This window comes from Streptomyces sp. NPDC005722, assembly GCF_040630935.1.
In the GTDB taxonomy this organism is placed as follows: Bacteria; Actinomycetota; Actinomycetes; order Streptomycetales; family Streptomycetaceae; genus Actinacidiphila.
Map to the genome: position 1 here is coordinate 55,067 of NZ_JBEXYN010000037.1, position 22,450 is coordinate 77,516.

Annotated in this window: 23 protein-coding genes; 6 read left to right on the forward strand and 17 right to left on the reverse strand. The window is 71.5% G+C overall.

Features of this window, described 5'->3' with window-relative positions:
- Positions 1-731 (forward strand): tetratricopeptide repeat protein (locus tag ABZ479_RS31360; RefSeq protein ID WP_500464722.1); only part of this gene is annotated, 731 nt, incomplete at its 5' end.
- 1,575 nt (positions 732-2,306) lie between these two features.
- Positions 2,307-2,930, forward strand: a complete 624-nt coding sequence (locus tag ABZ479_RS31365) for a hypothetical protein (protein WP_500464723.1) — start codon at positions 2,307-2,309, stop codon at positions 2,928-2,930.
- A gap of 97 nt (positions 2,931-3,027) precedes the next feature.
- On the opposite strand, the gene ABZ479_RS31370 is transcribed toward ABZ479_RS31365, so the two are convergent.
- Positions 3,028-3,213, reverse strand: coding sequence for a hypothetical protein (locus tag ABZ479_RS31370; RefSeq protein ID WP_500464724.1), 186 nt, complete (start codon positions 3,211-3,213; stop codon positions 3,028-3,030).
- 103 nt (positions 3,214-3,316) lie between these two features.
- Positions 3,317-4,318, reverse strand: coding sequence for an alpha/beta fold hydrolase (locus ABZ479_RS31375; protein ID WP_500464725.1), 1,002 nt, complete (start codon positions 4,316-4,318; stop codon positions 3,317-3,319).
- A gap of 131 nt (positions 4,319-4,449) precedes the next feature.
- Here ABZ479_RS31375 and ABZ479_RS31380 point away from each other — a divergent pair, with 131 nt between their 5' ends.
- Positions 4,450-5,046, forward strand: a complete 597-nt coding sequence (locus tag ABZ479_RS31380) for a helix-turn-helix domain-containing protein (RefSeq protein WP_500464726.1) — start codon at positions 4,450-4,452, stop codon at positions 5,044-5,046.
- Between the two features lie 36 nt (positions 5,047-5,082).
- Here the strand turns inward: ABZ479_RS31380 and ABZ479_RS31385 are convergent, their stop codons facing one another.
- Complete coding sequence (locus ABZ479_RS31385; protein WP_500464727.1) at positions 5,083-5,616, reverse strand: GNAT family N-acetyltransferase; 534 nt, start codon at positions 5,614-5,616, stop codon at positions 5,083-5,085.
- Positions 5,617-5,739: 123 nt separating this feature from the next.
- Positions 5,740-7,206 carry an APC family permease gene (locus ABZ479_RS31390; protein WP_500464728.1) on the reverse strand — a complete coding sequence of 489 codons (1,467 nt, stop codon included), beginning with the start codon at positions 7,204-7,206 and terminating at the stop codon, positions 5,740-5,742.
- Positions 7,207-7,548: 342 nt separating this feature from the next.
- Here ABZ479_RS31390 and ABZ479_RS31395 point away from each other — a divergent pair, with 342 nt between their 5' ends.
- On the forward strand, positions 7,549-8,400 hold the full coding sequence (locus tag ABZ479_RS31395; RefSeq protein WP_500464729.1) for a hypothetical protein: 852 nt from the start codon (positions 7,549-7,551) through the stop codon (positions 8,398-8,400).
- Positions 8,401-8,652: 252 nt separating this feature from the next.
- Positions 8,653-10,047 (forward strand): vanadium-dependent haloperoxidase, encoded by a 1,395-nt coding sequence (locus tag ABZ479_RS31400; protein ID WP_500464730.1) that lies wholly within the window; start codon positions 8,653-8,655, stop codon positions 10,045-10,047.
- 56 nt (positions 10,048-10,103) lie between these two features.
- Here the strand turns inward: ABZ479_RS31400 and ABZ479_RS31405 are convergent, their stop codons facing one another.
- The 7 genes from ABZ479_RS31405 to rpsB all read right to left on the reverse strand — a co-directional run bounded on the left by ABZ479_RS31405 (position 10,104) and on the right by rpsB (position 16,249).
- The gene (locus ABZ479_RS31405) at positions 10,104-10,727 is read right to left on the reverse strand and encodes a DUF4253 domain-containing protein (RefSeq protein WP_500464731.1); all 624 of its coding nucleotides are present in this window, start codon (positions 10,725-10,727) and stop codon (positions 10,104-10,106) included.
- Positions 10,728-11,052: 325 nt separating this feature from the next.
- Positions 11,053-11,430 carry a DUF6233 domain-containing protein gene (locus ABZ479_RS31410; RefSeq protein ID WP_500464732.1) on the reverse strand — a complete coding sequence of 126 codons (378 nt, stop codon included), beginning with the start codon at positions 11,428-11,430 and terminating at the stop codon, positions 11,053-11,055.
- Between the two features lie 189 nt (positions 11,431-11,619).
- A complete protein-coding gene (locus ABZ479_RS31415) occupies positions 11,620-12,621 on the reverse strand; it encodes a phosphatidate cytidylyltransferase (protein ID WP_500464733.1) in 1,002 nt (333 codons plus the stop codon).
- A 115-nt stretch (positions 12,622-12,736) separates the two neighbouring features.
- A complete protein-coding gene (gene frr, locus ABZ479_RS31420; RefSeq protein ID WP_319159891.1) occupies positions 12,737-13,294 on the reverse strand; it encodes a ribosome recycling factor in 558 nt (185 codons plus the stop codon).
- A 134-nt stretch (positions 13,295-13,428) separates the two neighbouring features.
- A complete protein-coding gene (gene pyrH, locus ABZ479_RS31425) occupies positions 13,429-14,193 on the reverse strand; it encodes a UMP kinase (protein WP_500464734.1) in 765 nt (254 codons plus the stop codon).
- A gap of 162 nt (positions 14,194-14,355) precedes the next feature.
- A complete protein-coding gene (gene tsf, locus ABZ479_RS31430) occupies positions 14,356-15,192 on the reverse strand; it encodes a translation elongation factor Ts (protein WP_500464735.1) in 837 nt (278 codons plus the stop codon).
- A 115-nt stretch (positions 15,193-15,307) separates the two neighbouring features.
- Complete coding sequence (gene rpsB / locus ABZ479_RS31435) at positions 15,308-16,249, reverse strand: 30S ribosomal protein S2 (RefSeq protein ID WP_500464736.1); 942 nt, start codon at positions 16,247-16,249, stop codon at positions 15,308-15,310.
- 285 nt (positions 16,250-16,534) lie between these two features.
- Between rpsB and ABZ479_RS31440 the strand changes: the two genes are divergently transcribed.
- Positions 16,535-17,164: a murein hydrolase activator EnvC family protein gene (locus tag ABZ479_RS31440; RefSeq protein WP_500464737.1), complete on the forward strand. Its 630-nt coding sequence runs from the start codon at positions 16,535-16,537 to the stop codon at positions 17,162-17,164.
- Here the strand turns inward: ABZ479_RS31440 and ABZ479_RS31445 are convergent.
- The 6 genes from ABZ479_RS31445 to ABZ479_RS31470 form a co-directional block, all read right to left on the reverse strand.
- Entirely contained in the window at positions 17,133-17,690 is a 558-nt protein-coding gene (locus tag ABZ479_RS31445; RefSeq protein ID WP_500464748.1) for a TetR/AcrR family transcriptional regulator, read from the reverse strand. The genes ABZ479_RS31440 and ABZ479_RS31445 overlap by 32 nt on opposite strands.
- 80 nt (positions 17,691-17,770) lie before the next feature.
- A complete protein-coding gene (gene whiG, locus ABZ479_RS31450; protein WP_499602169.1) occupies positions 17,771-18,607 on the reverse strand; it encodes an RNA polymerase sigma factor WhiG in 837 nt (278 codons plus the stop codon).
- Between the two features lie 166 nt (positions 18,608-18,773).
- Positions 18,774-20,000, reverse strand: coding sequence for a DNA-processing protein DprA (dprA, locus tag ABZ479_RS31455; protein ID WP_500464738.1), 1,227 nt, complete (start codon positions 19,998-20,000; stop codon positions 18,774-18,776).
- Complete coding sequence (locus ABZ479_RS31460) at positions 19,997-21,607, reverse strand: YifB family Mg chelatase-like AAA ATPase (protein ID WP_500464739.1); 1,611 nt, start codon at positions 21,605-21,607, stop codon at positions 19,997-19,999. Before ABZ479_RS31460 ends, dprA begins: the two co-directional genes overlap by 4 nt.
- Positions 21,607-21,978: a YraN family protein gene (locus ABZ479_RS31465; RefSeq protein WP_499602173.1), complete on the reverse strand. Its 372-nt coding sequence runs from the start codon at positions 21,976-21,978 to the stop codon at positions 21,607-21,609. Before ABZ479_RS31465 ends, ABZ479_RS31460 begins: the two co-directional genes overlap by 1 nt.
- 132 nt (positions 21,979-22,110) lie before the next feature.
- Positions 22,111-22,437 carry a DUF2469 domain-containing protein gene (locus tag ABZ479_RS31470; RefSeq protein WP_018562949.1) on the reverse strand — a complete coding sequence of 109 codons (327 nt, stop codon included), beginning with the start codon at positions 22,435-22,437 and terminating at the stop codon, positions 22,111-22,113.
- Positions 22,438-22,450: the final 13 nt, after the last annotated feature.

Sequence of the window (22,450 nt, forward strand, 5' to 3'; positions counted from 1 at the left end):
ACCAGTCGAACCGAATGGGTGAGTTGGGGCGGCCGGAGGAGGCGCTGGAGGCAATCACCGAGGCTGTCGCCATCTGCCGGCGTCTGGCCGAAGCCCGACCCGATGCCTTCCTCCCCGACCTCGCCAGGTCGCTCAACAACCAGGTTACTCCGTTAGGTGAGTTGGGGCGGCCGGAGGAGGCGCTGGAGGCAATCACCGAGGCCGTCGCCATCTGCCGGCGTCTGGCCGAAGCCCGACCCGATGCCTTCCTCCCCGACCTCGCCAGGTCGCTCAACAACCAGGTTACTCCGTTAGGTGAGTTGGGGCGGCCGGAGGAGGCGCTGGAGGCAATCACCGAGGCCGTCGCCATCTGCCGGCGTCTGGCCGAAGCCCGACCCGATGCCTTCCTCCCCGACCTCGCCAGGTCGCTCAACAACCAGTCCACTCCGTTGGGTGAGTTGGGGCGGCCGGAGGAGGCGCTGGAGGCGATCATCGAGGCCGTTGGCGCCTATCGACGTTTGGCCGAGGCCCGGCCCGATACTTTCCTCCCCGACCTCGCGACGTCGCTCAACAACCAGTCGGTCGGGCTGGCCGCGCTGGGGCGGCGGGAGGAGGCCCTGGAGGCGATCACCGAGGCTGTCGCCATCCGCCGGCGTCTGGCCGAAGCCCGGCCCGACATCCACACATCCCTACTCGGTTATGCCCTTCGGACACAAGCCCGACTACTTGCCACACAGGGCGATCCCCACTGACCTGATCTTTTCGATGCGAACTGTGGGCGTGACGGTCGCTTAGGTTTGTCGGACATGTCAGCCAGTCATCTGGGGCCGCTGATGGTCAGCCACGGGCTGAGTGGTTGCGGTACCTCGTTGCTATACAGCAACCGCCTGCGATCACCATCTGTATCACTGGCTGCGGTGCCGGTTGAGTATGGCTTAGAAGGAGAGCGCTGGAAGCGTGCTGAGAGGGGCGGCCAGAGCCATCATGGCATCGGGCTCCGCACTTTGTTCCTACCTGCCGCTGCCCCCACCTCCGAATGGCCAGACCGTAGCGTACTTGTACCTCAGTGCAGTGCCAGCCTGATGGGCACCCGGCCCCGGCGTTCTCACGCGGGTGGCGTGGAGAGGCTTTGGGCGGGAGCCGTCATGGGGCGAGGGATCGGGGCCCGTAAGCTTATGGCGACCCGGGCGGTCTGTGGACCTGCCCGCTAAGGCCCGATGTGGGCCCCGATCTTCGAGGCTCGCCCCATGGTGGCTGCCTAAAGCATCGGAGCGTCAGCCGCCCCAGCCACCGCGGTTCTGACCTCATGCCCCTGGGCCTACCTCGCTGGCGCGCGGCGGCGGGCGGCCGTGCCGAGCGGGACGGAGGCAGGAGCGTGGGCGCGGCCGGACGCGGGCCGCGCGCCCGGCGGAGCGTGAGCGACGCCGGGTGCCTTGATGAGGTAGAGAAACCTGTAACAGACCTGGTAGGGGATGCTTTGTCCTGTCTCGGTTGATGGTTGATGGTTGGGCCTGAACGGGGACGGGTCGAGAGATGGTGGCAACGGGGATACGGGTTTCCGTGAACGGGCCGGCGCGGTTGGACTGGGAGCTGATGCCTTTGGCGGGCGTCGGGCCTCTGTGTTTCGGCATGGATGTCACTGAGGTCGCCGCAGTGCTGCCGGGCATGACCGGGCTGCGTCGGTTCCAGGCCAACCTTTTGCGGACGACCTCGGTGTGGAGCTCGGCACCAGGGGCTTGGGGCCCGCTGTGTACGCGTACTTCGTCAAGGACCGGTTGTTCTGCGTTGCGATCGACGCGGTCCGAGGACCTCAGGTGACGCTCTGAGGGCGGGAGTTGACCGCCTGCGTCCCAGCCGACCTGGAACGGTTCCTTTTGCAGGCTCACTGGAGTGGCGTGCTGGATGCGTCCTACGGTCCGCGGGGGAACCCTGGAGTTGATGGGCTCGGCCTGGTGGTGCGGGTGCAGGAAGTCACTAGAGGCACGGTGACCCGGCCGGTCATGGTGGGCCGGACCTGGGCCGACCGGTGCACTGACGACTGGGAAGGCGCGATCCCGGAGTGTGAATGGGTGGGCCGCCAGTGGCCCTATCCAGGTCAATCAGAGTCCTGACCCCGCCCGGCTATACGACGCACTGGGGCGACTGGCAACCCCCTTTCTAGCCTGGCCCCTCCTACGGCGAGTTTTCGGCGTTCGGGGCCGCCCAGGTCACATGGGTGAAGGAACCGTCACCCTCGGGCGTCCCCTGTCGGCGTCGGGGGGCGTGGCCCGGCCGGCACGGCGGAAATCGCGTCGCACTCCTCACCCCGGCGCAGAACAATTCCCACCATGGGGACGGACATGTACGGGTTCATAGAATGCCGCTGGGATCGCTGGCTGGACGAGGACGACCGCAGCTGGCACGGGGCCATCGACCTCGCGCACCTCTACAACGGGCGCTGCTACGACGCCTTCGGGTCCCTCTTCGGTGTCCGCGACACCGCCTCGTTCCGCCCACTCGCCGATCACCGCGGCCTGCCTCGCGACGTGTCGCGCGAGGCCCTCGCCGACTTCGAGTCCTGGGGCTCGGGCGCATCCGGTGCGTCCTGGATCACCTGGGCGGAGCTGGCGGCGGCGGACTGGGAGGAGGTCGCCGACACGGTCGACGACTGCGTTCACGAGTACCGCCGGAGCCCCGAGGGGACTTGGGAGCTGCACGGCCGGAACTCCGGCCTCACCCGCTTCGCCGAGCTCGCCGGCCTCACCGACCCCCACGCTCTGTACCGCGCGGGCAGCACCTACGCCGAGGGCACCGAGTGGCCGGACGGCGACCGCCTCTTCCGCATCGGACGCCTCCGCCGCAAGGATGCCGTACCGGACAGCGACTGGGCCGCCGTCTGGTCGGTGATGCGCACACTGGCGACCCTGCACGGCGACGAGGGCGTCCGTCTGGTCGTCTGGTTCGACGGCTGACGCCGGCAGCGGCACGGCGGAGGACTCGTGACCTGCTGACTGTCGCCGGGGCCGCGGTCATGCTGCCGAGGGCTCCGATACGACAACGCTGGCGCGGCTATCCGCCGGTCCGGCGGCTCTGGTACCACTTGAGGGCTGTCATGAAGAACAGTGGCACCAGTAGGACCAGGCTCACGTGGAGAATCGGCCGGATCATGTTCCAGGCCACGAACGCCAGTTGCGCCCAATAGATCAGCCACAGCCACCAGGGCATGATGCCCGGCACTTTGCTCTTCCGCCCCACGATGTCACCCCCCGCGACGGCACGGACCATAACGCGGGCGGGAGCCGGCGCGCCAGGTGTGTCGACCACACCTTTGTGGCCGCGAACGGGATGAGGTCGCGAACTATCGCAGGGGAACCGGCTGAGGCAGGGCCGCGAGCCAGGTGGTCAGCAAGTCGTTGACCTCCCGGGGACGTTCCTGCTGGAGCCAGTGGCCGCAGCCGTCCAGGAGGTGGGAGCCCACCAGTCCGGGCAGGGTCGTCGGGTGGGCGGCGATCGCGTCGGACATCCAGGTGGTGGTGGCGTCCAGGCTGCCGCCGACGAACAGGGACGGCTGGGTCAGAGGGGAGCCGTTGAACTCGGCGAGGTCCTCCCAGTCGCGGTCCATGTTCCGGTAGCGGTTGAGCGCTCCCGTCAGGCCCGTGCGCTCGAACTCCTCGGCGTAGTGGTCGAGATCGGCCTCGGTGAGCCAGGAGGGGAGCCGGCCGGCGGGGAAGCGGTCCCGCAGTGTCCCGCCGCGGGTGACGAAGTACGGGGTGGGCTGCCCCTGGGCCGGCATGGTGTCGGCGGACAGGGCGGCGTAGAACCCCGCGAGCCAGCCCCGGACGTCCGGCTCGATCTCGGCCTCGGCGCGGCCCGGCTGCTGGAAGTAGGAGACGTAGAACTCCTCGTCCCCGCCCATCCGCGCGAAGATCTCGCTGGGGCGCGGGCCGCCGGGCGGGGTGTAGGGGACGCTGAGCAGTCCCACCGCACGGAAGACCTCGGGGTGCAGGAGGGCTGAGGCGGCGGCGATGTTCGAGCCCCAGTCGTGCCCGACGACCACCGCCGTCTCCTCGCCGAGGGCGCGTACCAGGCGGACGTTGTCCTCCACCAAGGCACACATGCGGTACTCGCCGGTCTCCGCCGGCTTGGAGGAACGGCCGTAGCCGCGCACGTCCGGTGCCACCGCCCGGTATCCCGCCGCCGCGAGTGCCGGGAGCTGGTGCCGCCAGGAGTACCAGGACTCGGGGAAGCCGTGGACGAGCAGGACCAGCGGTCCGCTGCCCTGCTCGACCAGGTGCAGCCGTCCGGCGGGCGCGTCGATGGTGCGGTGGGACAGGTCGCCGGACGGTGTGGGCTGGTGCATGGCTTCTCCTCGGATTCCCGGTGGCCGTGGTACCCGTCGATCATGCGATGTCGGCGGACGGGGATGCGAGAAGCGTTGACAGAATGGCAAAATGGCAGGCCGGAGAGGTGAGCGGAAGAGAGGCGGAGGGAATGCCGGATGAGGTCGCCGCGGCTCTGGCCGCGATGGGGCCGCGCCTGCGGAGCGAGCGCGAGAAGCGCGGGGAAACGCTCACCCAGGTCAGCCGGGCGACTGGCATCGCCGTGAGTACGCTGTCACGCGTCGAGAACGGCCTTCGCAAACCGAATCTGGAACTGCTGCTGCGCCTGGCGAAGGCGTACGGCGTCTCCCTGGACGCGCTGGCCGGCACCGCCCCCGCGTCTACGCGGAAGCCGTCCGGCCCGGCAAACCGGCGTGCGGCGGACGACAAGGCCGTCCTGCCGCTGACCCACTACGTCGGGGGGCTGCACGCGCACAAGCACGTCCTGCCGGCCGTCGACGAGCGGCCCCCGCGGCCGCGCCAGGCGTCGCACGAAGGCTTCGAATGGCTGTGCGTGCTGTCCGGGCGGCTGTGGCTGGCACTCGGCGACAACGACCTCGTCCTGACCGCCGGAGACGTCGCCGAGTTCGACACCCGCACGCCCCATGCCGTCGCCAACGCCGACCTCGGCAGGCCGGTCGAATATCTGATCATGTACGGCCCCCAGGGCGAACGGCTGCACACCCGCGTCCAGTTCACCCCCAAGTGAGACGCAGCGACCGGCGAACGACCGGGGCGCGCGGCGTCAGTTGACGCGGCGGATATGGCCGGGCTTCACCAGTCGCGCTTCGATGAGCCCGGTCCCGCCCTCGTCGGCGGCGCGAGTCGTGCCGTCGCGCCCGAAGCCGGCCCGTTCGTAGAACCGCAGCGCCGAAGCGTTCGGAACGTACGCGTACACGCACAGCGGGCCGTGGCCGCGCCCCTCGAGGTCGGTCACCGCGTGGCCGAAGAGCCGGTGGCCCAGGCCGGTGCCGATGCAAGCGGGTTCGACGTACAGGCCGTAGACCTCGGCGGCGCGGGGGCCGAGGTCCGGGTCCTGGGACCGATCGGCCGGGCCGGTCCGGCAGAAGCCGGTCACGCTGTCGCCCTCCTGCACGACCCACAGGCGGTGCTCGGCAGGGAGTTCGGCAAGGTACGCGGCCCAGTCCGCTGCGTCGCTCACCGGGTCGAGCCCGTCGAGGAATTCCGGGCTCATGAACCCGGCGTACGCCGCGCGCCACGCGCGGACCTTCAGGGCGCCGATGGCCGGTGCGTCCTCGGGGACTGCGGTGCGGATCACGGGCCGAGTCTAGGAGCGCCTCGGCGACCCGCGCCCGGCGTTTTCCGTGGGTGACGACACCGGCTGCGAGCTGACCAGTCGTTCCCACCCCCGTGCCGTGACCGGCGACGCGTTCGCGGCGGCTCAGTGCTTGAAGACGTCCACCCCGCCGGGCTCCGCCTCCAGGGACCGGCGGTCGAAGATCAGCATGCCGAGGAAGAACAGCCCGCCCACGACGAGCAGCCCCACCACGATTACCAGGGGGACCAGCGCCTCCTCCGGTGTCACCAGGGCGATGAGCGCGACGACCGTCCACACCAGGGCGGCGAGGGCGACGGGCAGTTCGAGGCGTCCGAGGTCGAAGGCGCCCTTGCGGCGGCCCAGGCGCTTGCGGACCGCGAGGTAGAGGACGATCGTCGCGCCGTAGATGAGCGCCGGGAGGATCGTCGACGCCGTGATGAGCTCCAGCAGCGCGGCACCCGGGAGGGCCACCATCAGGACGACGCCCATGGCGAAGATCAGCACGGTGGCCGGGATCGGGGTCCGCGTGTGCGGGTTGACCCGGCGCATCAGCCGGTGCGCGGGGAAGCGCCCGTCGCGCGACATGGCGAAGATGATCCGCGAGCACGCGACCATCACCACCATTCCCGCGCCGAAGAAGGCGAAGGTGATCGCGACCAACAGGGTCCGTTCCATGACCGGACCGAGCTGGTCCCGCATGATCGTGGCCACCGGGGAGCCGTCGCGGCTGATCCGGGGGACGTCCTCGATGGCGACGGTGAGCGTGATCAGGAAGAGCATGCCGAGCAGTCCCGCGGCCACGACCGAGCCGACGATCGCCCGGGGGACGCTGCGGTAGGGGTCCTTGGCCTCCTCCGCGAGGTTCGCGGCGGAGTCGAAGCCGACGAGCGTGGCCAGACCCATGATCATCGCGACCATGAGCCCGCCGCCGACGGCGAAGTAGTGCGGGGCGTCCTCGGTGACGCCGCGTGAGGTGAGGTTGCCGACGGCGCCGTTCCCGGTGACCGCCGCGGCAATGACGAGCGCGACCGCCATCACCACGACGAGCGCGAGTTCCAGGCCGACGGCCGCGGTGTTGATCAGGCTGACGAGGCGGGTCGATGCCACGGCGAGCACGGCCTGCACGAGCAGCACCACGAGCGTGATGACGCGCGCCGAGTCCTCGTCCGGCCTCATGCCGGCGAGCGGCATTAAGGCCTGGCTCGCGAGGGCGTTGTCGATCGCGACCACGGCGATCGCGAGGTAGCAGAACGTCAGCCAGCCGAACCCCCAGCCCACCTTCGGGTCGGCCAGCCGTGAGGCCCACTGGTACGAGGAGCCGCTGAGGGCGATGCGTCCCGCGAGCTGCGCGACCACGAGGGCCACCAGGGACTGCCCGACCGCGACGAGGATCCAGAGCCAGATGCCCACGGGGCCCGCGTTCTGCAGCACGTCGTCGTAGGTCGAGAAGATGCCGACGGCCACGGAGATGAACGCGAACGAGATCGCGAAGACCTGGAAGGAGCCGAGCGTCCGCTTCAGCTCCTGCTGGTATCCCCCCTCCTCGACGCACCTCTCGCCTGTCGCCTCGCCCGCCGGGGCTTCCGCCACCTCGGTCACCTCGTCCCCGCTCGGGACCCGCTCCGGGCCTCATCCGTTTTCCACATGTATGTCATGAATGTTGTCCGGCCTGCATTTTGAGGCCCCCTCGGCTGCCGGCACTCCGCGAACGTTGGCCAGCGCTGCACGGCTCACGGAGGGTCAGGGTCTGTCGAGGCACGGGGCGTCGATCGGGTGAGCGCGGCCCGGTGGGAGGGAACGGGCTGCGCCACTGGGATGACCTTGGCGCCGGACGCCGGTGGGCGCGGGTACGGATCCCGCCGACAGGGGCCCGAGCCGTGCCGGAAGGCCCTCCGGTTCGGTGCCGGCCAGAGATCGACGAGGAGTGTCTCCATGCGTCCTGCAGACAGGACCCCGCCGCCCTGCGGGCGGTCCCTTCGACGGTTCGGACGGCTCGCCGGCGCGGTGGTGCCGGCGGCCCTGATCGCCACCGCGATATCCGCGGCCTCCCTGACGACGGCTCAGGCGGCCGACTCGGACAGTGCTCCCGCGCCCGCGGCATCGGCGTCCGGCCTCCCCTGGCCCGACCCGTACGCCGACCCGTACAACGACCCGTACGCCGACCCGTACGCCGACCCGTACTACCCGTACCCCGGCGACGGCGTCGATTCCGGTCCCGGACTCGGGCTCGGCCCCGGGCTGGGCCTCGGGCCCCTCCTCGGTTCCGGTCCGCTCCTCGGTTCCGGTCCGCTCCTCGACCCCGGTCGTGGGCCCCTCCTCGGCCCCGGTACCAGCCCCATCGTCGACAGCGGTGCCGGTCCCGTCATCGACCCCGCCGCCCCGCTCCTCGGCCCCGGCCGCGGGCCCTTCGTGGCCCCCTTCCCCGGCCCCGGCAGGCTCTCGGGATGCGACATCGACTCGGCCGGTGTGGCCAACGCGACCAGCCGCGACTTCTCCGTCGCCGTCGTCCGCGGCCGTACGTTCGTCGGGCAGCGCGACACCGTCCCGGTGGGCGGCACCTACACCTGGCAGGACCTCAGCGGGCTCCCCGGATACCCCGTCACCGGCGTGTGCGGCGCGAGCGTGAGCACCACCTCGACGGCGGAACTGTCGGTCAAGGTCGTCACCTTCCGCGGGGACGTGGCGGAGAACCGCTGCACCACCACCGGTGCCCTCCCGGTCTGCGGTGCGTGGAACCCGCTGCAGGGGCCCCTGCAGCCGCCGCCCCCGATCTCCATCCCCTGACCGGCCCGCGTCGACGGCCCGTCGCAGTGGGCGCCCGCCGGACGGCGGGCACCGCGGTGGCCGGTCGTACGAGGGACGGTCGTCCTCCGGTGGGTCCCGCCGGTGAGGCGGAGGGCGGGAACCGGTCGCACACCTGAGGAACCGGGCGGACACCCCGCCCGGCCATGGGTAGGAACGACGTCGATGTGGCCCGAACCGGGCGGGAATCCCCTCCGGTCCGGCTCGGGCCCGGCGTCGACGAGGAGTCTCCCCATGAGTCCTGCAGACAGAGCCGCCCCCTCCTCCGGGCGGCCCGCACAGTGGTACCGGCGGCTCACCCGCGTGATCGTTCCCGTGGCCCTCGCCGCCACCGCCGTATCGGCCGCCGCCTTAGTCCCTGCGCAGGCCGCGGGCAAGGAACGGCGGCCCGCGGCGGATCCGGCCGCCGTCCGTGAGTGGAACGCCATCGCCACGGACGTCATCGGCACCAACCTCGGCGCGACCCGGCCCTCCGGGCAGGCGGTCGTCTGGCACGGGTTCGTCTCGGTCGCCGTCTACAACGCCGTGGTCGGCATCGAGGGACGCTACGCGCCCTACAAATGGCACGCGCGCGGCCCCGCGGGCGCATCACCGGAGGCGGCGGCCGTCACCGCCGCGCACCACGTCCTGCTCTCCGACTTCCCCGCGTCCCGGGCCCTGCTCGACGCCGCGTACGCCGATTCCCTCGCCCGGATCCCCGACGGCACCGCCAAGCAGCAGGGCGTGGCCTTCGGGGCGCGCGCCGCCGACCGTGTCATCCAACTGCGCGCAGGGGACGGCCGGTTCGCGACCGTGGAGTTCACCGTCCCGCCCGCGCCCGGCGTATGGCGGCCCACCTCACCGGGGAACCTGCCCTTCATCGACACCTGGCTCGCCCGGCTGCGCCCGCTGGTGCTGACGTCACCCTCCCAGTTCCGGCCCGGGCCGCCGCCCGCCCTGACCTCGGCCCGCTACGCCCGGGACGTGAACGAGGTGAGGACCATGGGCGCGAGGACGGGATCGCCCCGTACCGCGCAGCAGACCGAGACCGCCCTGTTCTTCGGGGGCAATCTGGCCGTACAGCTCCAGTCCGCGTTCCGCGACCACAGCGCACGCCACCGTCTGGACATCGCCGACACGGCACGGCTGTTCGCCACGGCGAACGCGGCGGCGACCGACGCCGTCGTCACCGCGTGGGACGCCAAGCTCCACTACGGCTCCTGGCGACCCGTCACCGCCGTCCAACTCGCCGACACCGACGGCAATCCGGCGACCGAGGCCGATCCGCAGTGGCAGCCGCTGCTCGTCACACCGCCGCACCCCGACCACATCAGCGGGCACGCGGCGGTCGCCGGAGCGGTCGCCCAGACCCTGGCGGGGCTCTTCGGCACGACCCGCGTCGACCTCACCTTCCCCTCCGACGCCACGGGCACCACACGGCACTACGACGACGCCGTGCGGTTCAACCAGGACATGATCGACGCCCGCGTCTGGGCCGGCATCCACACCCGTACCGCCGACACCGAAGGCTGCCTCGCGGGAGCCCGCGTCGCCCGCTGGACCCTCGCGCACTACTTCCGGCCACTCCATCGCCCGGCCCATGCCCCGCTGCCCGTCCCCCGAACGTGCCCTCCTGAAGCGTTGAGTTGACGCCCCTCACCATCACATGCCCACACCGAGCGCGGGAGCGTGCCGGGCCGCCCCGATCAGTCCCACCAGAACCTCCACGTCTGCTTGCCCAGGAGTTCATGGGCCGCGAAGGTGCGCAGGGTGTCGTGCTCGCCCATCTGGGTGATGGTGTCCGGTGAGAACGCGAAGTGCTCCGCTGCGACGGCGAGGGCCTCGGCCATGGTGCTCGGCGGGGTCGCCACCGAAAGGACCAGGCTGTCACGGTCGAGGGCGAGCATGCGTATGCCGAAGCGGTCCTCCCACGACCGCAGCACGGTGCACATGTCCTCGACGTCGTCCGACCACTCCTCCGGCAGCCCGCGCACGTCCGCGAGGGCGGGCAGGTCCGTGCTGAGGCACCCCCGCTCCAGCACGCCCCCGTCGCCGTCCGCGGTCTCCTCGTCCTCCTCGTCCGCCCATTGGGCAAGGATCTCGGCGGCCAGCCGGTCGGGATCGGCCCGGAAGCCGGCCGGGGGCGCCGCGGCCCCCGGCCACCGGGGGCCGAAGGGAGCGACCAGCGCCTCGAACGTGTCCGGTTCACCGAAGACTTCGACCACCACGTCGCGTCCGGGGTAGTCGCGTCCCGCCTCCGCGATTGCCTCCTGCGCGTACCCTTCCCACCGCTCACCGAGGATCCGGTCCACCGTACGGTCAGCGCTCATCGTCTCCCTCGTTCCCCCAGCCATCGCACCCCGCGGACGCGCCGGCGACCTTCCTGGTCCGAAGCGACGGCACGTACACAGTCTGCGCGGAGGGTCTGACACTCCTGTTGCCGCTGGTGCCGCGGCAGTGGCTCAGCGCACGTCAGGGTGCCTTTGGCCGTGGGCAGTTCGGCCGAAAGTCGGTACGCCACGGGATGCGCGGCCCTCCGGGACACCACGGTGTCCGATCACACCCATGGCAAGCGGCGACAGCGACAGCCGCGGAGACCGGACGTCTGCGCATGGGCATGGCGTACCTCCCGGGCAAGGTCAGTGGACACCAGGCTCAGGGAGTGCCGTCCGGCTCCGGGTGGCAGATTTCGCACGGCGTGACGTCCGGCATGCCGAGCGCCACTTCGAACTCCTGCCGGTTCAGCCGGCCGCCCCCGGGGACGCGGCAGTCGTCGCGGTGGAGGATGCCCCTGCCCGCGCCGCCCCGTGGATCAGGCACGCTCTGCAGCCGCCAGGCGCGGGCAGGGGTACGGGCGCCGCTCTTGCCCCCCGCTCGCCGCGCAGTGCCCTCCCCGGCCTCCGGCCCCTCCCCCGCCCCGGCGGGCGAACCGGACTCCGCCTCCTGGATCTTGGCGTCGACTGCGGCGATCTGCATCTGCAGATAGAGGCGTATCACCCGCAGGCGTTGCGGATCCGGAGGAAGCTCGTACACATGTTCGAGTGTAATTGGCGGACGCACCGCCGACCAGCATGCGTGAGCCACCGCACCCTGCGACCGCCGTCACGCCGGGCGCTCTACAGCCCAGGTCAGCAATGGTGGCGGCCGCACACGACGCCGCCCCGTACGCGGGCGCGCGTACGGGGCGGGGCACAGCACGGGGGCGGTGAGGCCCGACGGGGATCAGCCCGAGCCGACGAAGACGACGAGCAGCAGCCACACCACGGGGGCGGTCGGCAGCAGCGAGTCGAGGCGGTCCATGATGCCGCCGTGGCCGGGCAGCAGCTTGCCCATGTCCTTGATGCCGAGGTCCCGCTTGATCATGGACTCGCCCAGGTCGCCGAGGGTGGCGCTGGCCGCCACGGCGAGCCCCAGCAGCAGTCCCTGCCACCACTGCCCGTCGTCGATCAGGAACTGCAGGGACAGGGCACCCGCGACCATCGCGAAGGTGATCGCGCCGACCAGGCCCTCGCGGGTCTTGCCGGGGCTGATGCGGGGAGCGAGCTTGTGCGTGCCGAAGCGCCAGCCGACGGCGTAGGCACCGGTGTCGCTGATCACCGTGAGGAGCAGGAAGACGAAGACCCGCCACGGGCCGTCGTGCGCGGCGAGCATCATGACCACGAAGGTGGCCAGGAACGGCACGTAGAACGCGGCGAAGACGCCCGCCGTGACGTCGCGGAGGTAGTTCTCCGGGGGCTCCGTCATCCGCCACACCAGGACGGCGAGCGCGGTGAGCGCCATCGCCACCCAGGCGCCCTCCGCGCCGCGCACGTAGCCCGCGACGACCATGGCGGCGCCGCCGACGGCGAGCGGCACCAAGGGCGCGCGAATCTCCTTGCGCTCGGCCAGACGCGAGGTGAGCTCCCACAGGCCCACGACGACCGCCGCGGCGACGACGCCGACGAAGACGGCCTTGACGATGAAGAGCGAGGCGATGATGACGACGCCGAGGCCGACGCCGACCCCTATCGCGGCGCGCAGGTTGCGCCCCGCACTCTTCTTCGCCCGGCCGCCGTTCCCGCCCGCCGCCGAGGGCTGCGGTGCGGAACGGTCGGGCCGGGCGGAGTGCCGCTCCGGTTCGGGGGCGTCGTCACGGAACAAGGGGCCGCCCATCCGGGTGCCTGATTCGTCCCCGCCTCCCCAGGAACCGGCGTGTGGCGAGGGCCCCCAAGAAGAGTCGTTCACGGAGTTCAGCCTCGCGTTTTCGTCCGGTCCGGGTCGGTCGGATGGATGGTCGGGTGGATGGGTGGCCCAGCCGCGGACGGGCCGGGCCGTGGAGCGGGTCCGGCAGCGCGCCGGATCAGACCTCCAGCAGCTCGGATTCCTTGTGCTTGAGCAGCTCGTCGACCTGCGCCACGTACTTGTGGGTCGTGTCGTCGAGCTCCTTCTCCGCGCGGCGCACCTCGTCCTCGCCCGTCTCGCCGTCCTTGACGAGCTTGTCGAGGGTCTCCTTGGCCTTGCGGCGCACGCTGCGGATCGAGATCCGGGCGTCCTCCGCCTTGCCGCGGGCGACCTTGATGTACTCCTTGCGCCGCTCCTCGGTGAGCTGCGGGAAGACCACCCGGATGATACGGCCGTCGTTGGTCGGGTTGACACCCAGGTCCGAATCCCGGATCGCCTGCTCGATGTTGCGCAGCGCCGAGTTGTCGAACGGGGTGATCACGGCCATCCGCGCCTCGGGCACCGCGAAGGAGGCGAGCTGGTTGATCGGGGTCGGGGCGCCGTAGTAGTCCGCCACGATCTTGTTGAACATCGCCGGGTGGGCGCGGCCGGTGCGGATCGCGGCGAAGTCCTCCTTGGCGACGACGACGGCCTTCTCCATCTTCTCCTCGGCTTCGAGGAGGGTCTCTTCAATCACCATGTGCTCCTGGTATTCAGAAGGCAGAGCCTCGGCCCTTGCGCGCGTCTTTCCTGCACGGTGTCCGACCGGCAGCGTCTTGTCCATCCCCGTTCCGGGCGGATCGCCGGCCGGGTTGCGGCCGGCGGCGTCCGTCAGCGGGCGCCCGTGTCGTTGACGAGCGTGCCGATCTTCTCACCCTTCACGGCCCGCGCGATGTTGCCCTCCGCGAGCAGCTCGAAGACGAGGATCGGGAGCTTGTTGTCCTGGCACAGCGTGATCGCCGTCAGGTCCGCGACGCGCAGGTCGCGGGCGATGACGTCGGCGTACTCCAGGGCGTCGAACATCACCGCGTCGGGGTTCGAGCGGGGGTCGGAGTCGTAGACCCCGTCGACCCCGTTCTTGCCCATCAGCAGCGCCTCGGCGTGGATCTCCAGGGCACGCTGCGCGGCGGTGGTGTCGGTGGAGAAGTACGGCATGCCCATACCGGCACCGAAGATCACCACGCGGCCCTTCTCCAGGTGGCGCACGGCGCGCAGCGGGATGTAGGGCTCGGCGACCTGGCCCATGGTGATCGCCGTCTGCACCCGCGACTGGATGCCCTCCTTCTCCAGGAAGTCCTGGAGGGCGAGGCAGTTCATGACCGTGCCGAGCATGCCCATGTAGTCGGAACGGGCACGGTCCATGCCCCGCTGCTGGAGCTGGGCGCCGCGGAAGAAGTTGCCGCCGCCGATGACGACGGCGATCTCGTAGCCGTCGCGGACGACCGCGGCGATCTCGCGGGCCATCGTGTGCACGACGTCGGGGTCGACTCCGAGCCCCCCTCCGCCGGCGAAGGCCTCGCCGGAGAGCTTGAGCAGGTACCGGCCCTTGTGCGTGCTGCCGGTGGCGGTGGGTGCCTTGTCGGCGTCCTGTTCCATTGGAGATCTCCTCGTGCACGTACGAAGAAGGCCATTGCCGAGGGTCCGTGATGGTTCCCTGTGGGCAATGGCCTCCTCGTCACAACTGCGGCCCGCCGGTGAGCGGCCGGCTGCGTACGACCCTAGCGGGGCCGTCGGTCAAACGCTTGCGCGGCTGGTCGCTCAGACGCCGACGCGGAAGCGGGCGAAGCGCTTCAGCGAAACGCCGGCCTCGTCGAGCACCTTCTGGACGGTCTTCTTGTTGTCCTTGGCGAAGGCCTGCTCGAGGACGACGTTCTCCTTGAAGTAGCCGTTGACGCGACCCTCGACGATCTTCGTCAGGGCGGCCTCGGGCTTGCCCTCCTCGCGGGCGGTGGCCTCGGCGACGCGACGCTCGTTCTCGACGGTCTCGGCCGGCACCTCCTCGCGGGACAGGAAGGTCGGGGCGAAGGCGGCGATGTGCTGCGCGACGTCCTTGGCGACCTGGGCGTCCTCCTTGTCCAGCTCGACCAGGACGCCGACCTGCGGGGGCAGGTCCGGGCTGGTGCGGTGCAGGTAGGAGGCGACGTAGCCGTCGGTGAACTGCGCGAAGCGGTCCAGGACGATCTTCTCGCCGAGGGTGGCGTTGGCCTCGTCGACGAAGGCCTGGACGGTCTGGCCGTCCTTGATCTCGGAGGCGAGCAGCGTCTCCAGGTCGGCCGGCTTGCTGGCGGCGACGTGGGCGGCGATCGCGTCGGCGGCGGCGATGAACTTGTCGCCCTTGGCGACGAAGTCGGTCTCGCACTTGAGCTCGACGAGGACGCCCTCGCTGTTGTCACCGGCGATCAGGGACACGACGGCTCCGTTGGAGGCGGAGCGGCCCTCGCGCTTGGTGACGCCCTTCTGGCCCTTGACGCGGAGGATCTCGACGGCCTTGTCCAGGTCGCCCTCGGCCTCCTCGAGCGCCTTCTTGCAGTCCATCATGCCCGCGGCGGTCAGCTCGCGGAGCTTCTTGACGTCGGCGGCGGTGAAGTTCGCCATGGTCTGTCAGTCTCTTCTCGGAAGTCGGTGAATCCGGTGAGCGGTGGTTCTACGGACGAACGGCGGGGGCCGGAGCCCCCGCCGTCCTCACACGCATCGGAAGGCGGGCTGAGGCTCAGGCCTGCTCGGCGTCGGCGGCGGGCGCCTCGGCGGTCTCAGCGGCGGCCTCGGCCGGAGCGGCCTCAGTCGTCTCCGCAGCAGCCGTCTCCGCAGCGGCCTCGGCCGGAGCAGCCTCCGCCGGAGCGGCCTCGGTGGCCGGCGCCTCGGCGGCGGTCTCGTCGGCCTTCGCCTTGTCACCCTCGAGCAGCTCGCGCTCCCAGGCGGCCAGCGGCTCGCCCTCGGCCTTGTCACCGGCGGTGGCGGCACCGGAGCGGGAGATGAGGCCCTCGGCGACGGCGTCGGCGATCACACGGGTCAGCAGGGTGACGGAGCGGATCGCGTCGTCGTTGCCCGGGATCTTGTAGTCGACCTCGTCGGGGTCGCAGTTGGTGTCGAGGATCGCGACGACCGGGATGCGCAGCTTGCGCGCCTCACCGACGGCGATGTGCTCCTTCTTGGTGTCCACGATCCAGACGGCGCTCGGCACCTTCTGCATCTCGCGGATACCGCCGAGGGTCTTCTCCAGCTTCTCCTTCTCACGGGAGAGGACCAGGAGCTCCTTCTTGGTGAGGCCGGAGGCGGCCACGTCCTCGAAGTCGATCTCCTCGAGCTCCTTCAGGCGCTGCAGGCGCTTGTAGACGGTCGAGAAGTTGGTGAGCATGCCGCCCAGCCAGCGCTGGTTGACGTAGGGCATGCCGACACGGGTCGCCTGCTCGGCGATGGCCTCCTGGGCCTGCTTCTTCGTACCGACGAAGAGGATGGTGCCGCCGTGCGCGACGGTCTCCTTGACGAACTCGTAGGCGCGGTCGATGTACGACAGCGACTGGAGCAGGTCGATGATGTAGATGCCGTTGCGCTCGGTGAAGATGAAGCGCTTCATCTTCGGGTTCCAGCGGCGGGTCTGGTGCCCGAAGTGGACGCCGCTTTCCAGCAGCTCCCGCATCGTGACGACGGCCATGGCCGTACTCCTAGGGGTACTCGGTTTTCGCGGCCGCCGGACGGAGGCCACGCCTGACGCCCCGAACGCGCCGTGCCACGAGGGACCGAGGAGCGCGTCCACCGCTCGCTGTAGGGCGGTGGCGGGGCGTGCGAAGTCGACCCGGTGACCCGGATCGCCATGGAAAGTGTACGGGACCGCCGGAGCGGCGGGCGACATCGTGCCTGGGGGCAGGGGCCGTCCGGGGTTGTCCACAGGCCGGTTCCATGATCGTCCCGTTGGTGCGGGAGGCGTCATCGTTGGCCCATGAGGACTTACGTGGTGGTGGTGTTGGCGGTGCTGGCGTGGCTCGGGGGGCTCGTGCACCCGGTGGGGGCCGTGGTCCGGGTGCCCGTGGTCCCGGCCGGCGGGGACGCGGACCGGGCCTGGCCCGTGGCATCGGGCGACGGTGGGCGGCGGCCGGTCGTGGAGAGGGGGTTCGACCCGCCCGCCGTGCCGTGGGCGGCGGGGCACCGCGGAGTGGACCTGCGGGCGGGACCGGGCGCACCGGTGCGTGCGGCGGCGCCCGGACGGGTGTCGTACGCCGGGCAGGTGGCGGGGCGCGGGGTGGTGGCGATCGAGCTCGCCGGCGGGTTGCGCATCACGTACCAGCCGGTGCGGGCCTCGGTCGTGGTGGGCGACGAGGTGGACGCGGGGCAGATGGTGGGGGCGCTCGGGGACGGCCCGTGGCACTGCCCCGGCGGCTGTCTGCACTGGGGGCTGCTGCGCGGGGACGTCTACCTCGACCCGCTGTCGCTGCTGCCGGAGTCGATGCTGCGCGGCGGACCGTCGCGGCTGCTGCCGGTGTTCGGGGTGCCCTTGCCGGAGGCCGCGGACGGGACGGACCCGCGGCCGGTGGCGCCGCTCAGCCCAGTACGCCGCGCAGGGCCATGGTGACGGCCGCGTCGCCGATGATGTCCGGCTCCTCTGCGGCGCCGAGCTCGATCCGGCGGACGGCGGAGTCGACGACGCCCTGGAGCAGCATCGCGGTGAGCCTCGGCTCGTCGTGGCCGAGCCCGGCGAGGGCTTCCACGACCATGGCGACCAGACCGCCGTGCGCGGCGCGGATCTTCTCGCGGGCGCCGGCGTCCAGTTCGCCCGCGGAGATCGCGACCACGGCCCGGTGCCGGCGGTCGCCGACGAGGGCGAGCTGACTGCGGACGTAGGCCTCGATCTTGGCCTCGGCGGTGGGGGCGGCCGCCATGGCCGCCTCGACCTCGGCCGCCCAGACGGGGAAGTCGACGGCGCACAGCTCCTCGACGACGGCGGCCCGGGAGCGGAAGTACTCGTAGACGGAGGACCGGGCCAGCCCGGTGCGCTCCGCCAGGGCGGGGAAGGTCAGGGCCTCCGTCCCGCCCTCGGAGAGCAGACTGCGCGCGGCGTCCAGCAGGGCGTCGCGCTGCATCGACCGGTGCTCGGCCACCGAGGCCGCTCGAATCTTGGGCACCTCACCACTGTACGGAAGTGGTGCGGCCGCCGGGCGCACGCGTCGGCAAACCGGCGTCAACGGCCGACGTCGGCCAGTTTCGCGCGCAATTGCAGAACGGATTTGGTGTGGATCTGGCTGACCCTGCTCTCGGTGACGCCGAGCACCTGGCCGATCTCGGCGAGGGTGAGCCCCTCGTAGTAGTACAGGGTGACCACGGTCTTCTCACGCTCGGGCAGTGTGTTGACGGCGCGGGCCAGCAGCCGGCGCAGCTCGCGGTCCTCGGCGACCTCGACGGGGTTGTCGGCGCCGGTGTCCTCCAGGGTGTCGACCAGGGTGAGCCGGTCGCCGCCCTCGGTGCCCCCGTGGAGCAGGTCCTCGAGGGCGACGACGTTGGCCAGGGAGAGCTGGCTGAAGACCCCGTGCAGCTCCTCCAGGGCGATGCCCATCTCCGCGGCGACCTCCGACTCGCTCGGGGTGCGCCGCAGGGAGGCCTCGAGCGTGGCGTAGGCGCGTTCGACGGCGCGGGCCTTCTGGCGCACCGAGCGCGGGATCCAGTCCAGGGCGCGCAGCTCGTCGATCATGGCACCGCGGATCCGGGTGATCGCGTACGTCTCGAACTTGATCGCGCGCTCCGGGTCGAACTTCTCAATGGCGTCGATGAGCCCGAAGACCCCGGAGGAGACGAAGTCCGCCTGTTCCACGTTGGCGGGCAGGCCGACGCTCACGCGCCCTGCCACGTACTTCACCAGGGGCGAGTAGTGCAGGATCAGCTGCTCGCGCAGACGCGCGTCCCCCGTGGCCTTGTAGGTCCGCCACAGCGCGTCGAGCGAGGTGGGGGCGGGCGGCCGGGGGTTTCCGGTGACGGCGGTCGCCGCCGTGCTGCCTTCGTGCCCGGGAGTGTGCCGGTGCATGCGTCGATCTGAGCCGTTCTGCGTTGACCTGAGGGACGGGCGGGACTCGAACCTCCTTGAGCGTAGCGTGACCATACCGTCGCTCAGGGCGACGTCGGGGCGTCCCCATAACCTCGCCATCCAGGGGGTCCCAGGTCAAGAACCGTCCTGTCACCTGATGGTGTGTTCACCGGGAGAGCGTGTCGGCTTGGCGTCCTCCCTCCGTCGTGGGAGCGGTCTCACCAACGCGCGCCAACTTCCATCGAAGGCCTTCGCGTTCGACGAAACCGAGGGCGTGCAGCTCATGCAGCCTGGTGAGGGTGTCGTCGGGGGTGCTGCCCGCGGCCACCGCGAGTTCCGCGCAGCCGGTCGCACCCTTGGCGGGCAGGGCCTCCAGCACGCGGGCGGCCGCGGGCGGCAGCAGATCCCGCGGCAGGACCGGTCCGCGGCGCTCGGGCGCAAGGTCCTCGCCGATGCGGCCGACGAGTTCGATGACGTCGGCGGCGCCGGTGACCAGGACGCCGTCGGCGCGCAGGAGCTCGTGCACACCGTGGGACAGCGCGGAGGTGCAGGGGCCCGGCACGCCCATGACGAAGCGCCCCAGCTTGCGGGCCCGGCGGGCGGTGATCAGGGAGCCGCTGCGGTACTGGGCCTCGATGACGACGGTGCCCCGGGTGAGGGCGGCGATCACGCGGTTGCGCAGCACGAAGCGACTTCGGGTGGGGTGCGATCCGGGCGGCAATTCACCGATGAGCAGGCCCTGTTCGGCGATGCGTCCGATCAACTCGGCATGACCCGGCGGATACGGCACGTCCACCCCGGAGGCGACGACCCCGACGGTCGCGCCCGTCGCGGACAGCGCGCCGCGGTGCGCGGCGCCGTCGATGCCGTAGGCGGCCCCGGAGACGGTGACCCAGCCGGCCTCCGCGAGGTCGGCCCCGAGGGTCGCCGCCATGTGGGAGCCGTACTCGGTGCACGCTCGGGCGCCCACGACGGCGACCGACCGCTGTGCCCACATCCGCAGCGAGGCGCCACCGCGCACCCAGAGCCCGTAAGGGCGTTCGCCGCCCAGGTCGTCGAGCTGCCGCGGCCAGTCCTGGTCACCGGGGCAGACGAAGCGGGTGCCCGTGACGCCGGCCGCCGCCAGCTCACGCTCAGGCTTCGTCCGGCGGGCCCGCAGGGCGTACCCGGCTGTCCGCTGCTCCCCGGCCCCGGGCAGCGCTTCACCGGCGGTGAGGGCCCGTACGGTCTCGAGGGGGCCGAACTCCTGGAGCCAGCTGCCGACGAGCCCGTCGCCCGGGTCGGCGATCCGGGTCAGGGCGGCCCGGGCCAGGCGCTCATCCGGTGTCGGGGACGGCTCTTCCTCCGGTTCCGGCAGGACGTCCCCGTCCGCGCCGGACGGCATCTGCGTCATCGGACGTCCCCCGTCGCCGTCGCCATGCCGCGGCGCACACCCGTGCGCAGCTCCAGGGCGCGTTCCATGTCGATGCCGGCCGGCTGGTCGCGTCCGGCGAGGTCGGCGACCGTCCAGGCCACGCGCAGCACCCGGTCGAGCCCCCGCGCGGTGAGCAGTCCGCGCTCCATGTCCCGTTCGGCGGAGCGCAGGGCCCCGGGCGCGACGGCCCAGCGGGTGCGCAGTTCGTGGCCGGGGACCTGGCTGTTGAGCCGCCACGGGGTGCCCGCGTACCGGGCGGCGGCGCGCTCGCGGGCCTCCCGCACCCGCGCGGCAACCACCGCGGTGGTCTCGGCGGTGCCGGCGCCGCCGATCAGCTCGGAGCGGCCGACGGCCTCCACCTCCACCCGCAGGTCGACCCGGTCCAGCAGCGGCCCGGACAGCCGCCCCTGGTAGCGGCGGATCATGTTCGGCGTGCAGTCGCACAAGCCGCCGGGAGCGCCGTACCGTCCGCAGGGGCAGGGGTTGGCGGCGAGGACGAGCAGGAACCGCGCGGGCAGGCGGACGACCCCGGCGGCCCTGGCGATCACCACGTGCCCTGACTCCAGGGGCTGGCGCAGTGCGTCGAGGGCCTGACCGTTGAACTCCGGCGCCTCGTCCAGGAAGAGCACTCCTTTGTGGGAGAGCGAGACGGCCCCCGGCCGCGGCAGCCCGTTCCCGCCGCCGACGAGGGACTGCATGGTCGCCGAGTGGTGCGGGGCGCAGTACGGCGGCTGGTCCACCATGTGCCGGTCCGCCGGCAGGATCCCGGCGACCGAGTGCACGGCGGTGACCTCCACCGCCTCCTGCCGGGTGAGCGCCGGCAGCAGTCCCGGCAGCCGCTCGGCGAGCATCGTCTTGCCCGCCCCGGGCGGCCCCTTGAGGTAGATGTGGTGGCCGCCCGCGGCCGCGACCTCCAGGGCGGTCCTGGCGGTGCCCTGGCCCGCGACCTCGGCGAGATCCGGGGCGCCGGCGTCGGCGAGGCCGCTGCCGTGGCCGGCGCCGGGCAGGGTGAGGCCGGCCAGCATCGGGTCGGGCCGCCCGTCGGTGGGCTCTTCCTCTTCCTCAGGGGCGAGTTCGTCGTTGAGCAGTGCGATCAGCTGCCTCAGGCTGCGGACCCCGAGCACCGAGACCCCCGGCACGAGCGAGGCCTCGGCGACCGTGCGCTCGGGCACCACCACGTGGCGGTACCCCGCCTCGGCGGCGGCCAGCACCGCGGGCAGCACCCCGCGGACCGGGCGGACCCGGCCGTCGAGGCCGAGCTCGCCGATCATCATCAGGTCGGCGATGTCGCGCGGGGCGACGCGGTCGTTCGCGGCGAGGACCGCGCACGCCACCGCCAGGTCGAACCCGCTGCCGCCCTTGGGGACGGAGGCCGGGCTGAGGCCGACCGTGAGCTTCTTCTGCGGCCAGGTCTCACCGCTGTTCACGATCGCGGCGCGGACCCGGTCGCGGCTCTCGCTGAGGCTCTTGTCCGGCAGCCCCACCAGGGTGAACGCGGGCACCCCCGCCTCCAGGTCCGCCTGGACCTCGACGACGACGCCCTCCACGCCCAGCAGCGCCACCGAGCACGTGCGCGCGAAGCCCATCACTGCACCCCCCGTACGTGCTCGACGCGTGCGGCACCCCGGGCCGGCAGGACCACGCCCACGACGTCGATCCGCACCCCTCCCGGGGGCGGTCCGCCGTGGTCGGCCAGCCAGCACTCGGCCAGCCGCCGCAGCCGCTCGGCCTTGCGCGCGGTGACCGCGGCCATCGGGTGCTCACCGCAGTTCTCGGCGCGCGACTTCACCTCGCACACCACGAGCGCGTCGCCGTCCGCCGCCAGGATGTCGATCTCTCCGTGGCGTTCGCGGTGCCGGCACCGCCAGTTCCGCTCCAGCACGATCATCCCGGCCTCGGTCAGGGACCGTGCCGCAAGCTTCTCGCCGTAGCGTCCGAAAGCTCCTCGAGCGTTCATCCGTACCACCTCCGTCACTCACTGTGAGGGAGATGGCGCCCGAGAGATGATCTTGACCGGAGCCTGTGGACAACTCCCGGCCTCCGCCGGACCCCCGACGGATCGCCGGGCGCCCCCGCGGCCCCGGCGGCCTCAGCCGTTGAAGCCGGAGTCGTCCGAGGGCAGGTCGAGGTCGGCCTTGTTCAGCTCCTCGATGTTCACGTCCTTGAACGTCAGCACGCGCACCTGCTTCACGAAGCGGGCCGGCCGGTACATGTCCCACACCCACGCGTCGGCCATGGAGACCTCGAAGAACACCTCGCCCTGGACCGAGTGCACCTGCATCTCGTAGTCGTTGGTGAGGTAGAAACGACGCTCCGTCTCGATCACGTACTTGAACAGGCCGACGACATCCCGGTACTCCCTGTAGAGCTTCAGCTCCATCTCGGTCTCGTACTTCTCGAGGTCCTCGGCGCTCATGGCATGTTCCCCT

Excerpts from the sequence above, each read along its gene's own strand:
- ABZ479_RS31365 (WP_500464723.1), top strand. The coding sequence starts at position 2,307 with ATGGGGACGGACATGTACGGGTTCATAGAATGCCGCTGGGATCGCTGG.
- ABZ479_RS31375 (WP_500464725.1), bottom strand. The coding sequence starts at position 4,318 with ATGCACCAGCCCACACCGTCCGGCGACCTGTCCCACCGCACCATCGAC.
- ABZ479_RS31380 (WP_500464726.1), top strand. The coding sequence starts at position 4,450 with ATGCCGGATGAGGTCGCCGCGGCTCTGGCCGCGATGGGGCCGCGCCTG.
- ABZ479_RS31395 (WP_500464729.1), top strand. The coding sequence starts at position 7,549 with ATGCGTCCTGCAGACAGGACCCCGCCGCCCTGCGGGCGGTCCCTTCGA.
- ABZ479_RS31400 (WP_500464730.1), top strand. The coding sequence starts at position 8,653 with ATGAGTCCTGCAGACAGAGCCGCCCCCTCCTCCGGGCGGCCCGCACAG.
- ABZ479_RS31405 (WP_500464731.1), bottom strand. The coding sequence starts at position 10,727 with ATGAGCGCTGACCGTACGGTGGACCGGATCCTCGGTGAGCGGTGGGAA.
- pyrH (WP_500464734.1), bottom strand. The coding sequence starts at position 14,193 with ATGGAACAGGACGCCGACAAGGCACCCACCGCCACCGGCAGCACGCAC.
- tsf (WP_500464735.1), bottom strand. The coding sequence starts at position 15,192 with ATGGCGAACTTCACCGCCGCCGACGTCAAGAAGCTCCGCGAGCTGACC.
- rpsB (WP_500464736.1), bottom strand. The coding sequence starts at position 16,249 with ATGGCCGTCGTCACGATGCGGGAGCTGCTGGAAAGCGGCGTCCACTTC.
- ABZ479_RS31440 (WP_500464737.1), top strand. The coding sequence starts at position 16,535 with ATGAGGACTTACGTGGTGGTGGTGTTGGCGGTGCTGGCGTGGCTCGGG.
- whiG (WP_499602169.1), bottom strand. The coding sequence starts at position 18,607 with ATGCACCGGCACACTCCCGGGCACGAAGGCAGCACGGCGGCGACCGCC.
- dprA (WP_500464738.1), bottom strand. The coding sequence starts at position 20,000 with ATGACGCAGATGCCGTCCGGCGCGGACGGGGACGTCCTGCCGGAACCG.
- ABZ479_RS31460 (WP_500464739.1), bottom strand. The coding sequence starts at position 21,607 with ATGGGCTTCGCGCGCACGTGCTCGGTGGCGCTGCTGGGCGTGGAGGGC.
- ABZ479_RS31465 (WP_499602173.1), bottom strand. The coding sequence starts at position 21,978 with ATGAACGCTCGAGGAGCTTTCGGACGCTACGGCGAGAAGCTTGCGGCA.
- ABZ479_RS31470 (WP_018562949.1), bottom strand. The coding sequence starts at position 22,437 with ATGAGCGCCGAGGACCTCGAGAAGTACGAGACCGAGATGGAGCTGAAG.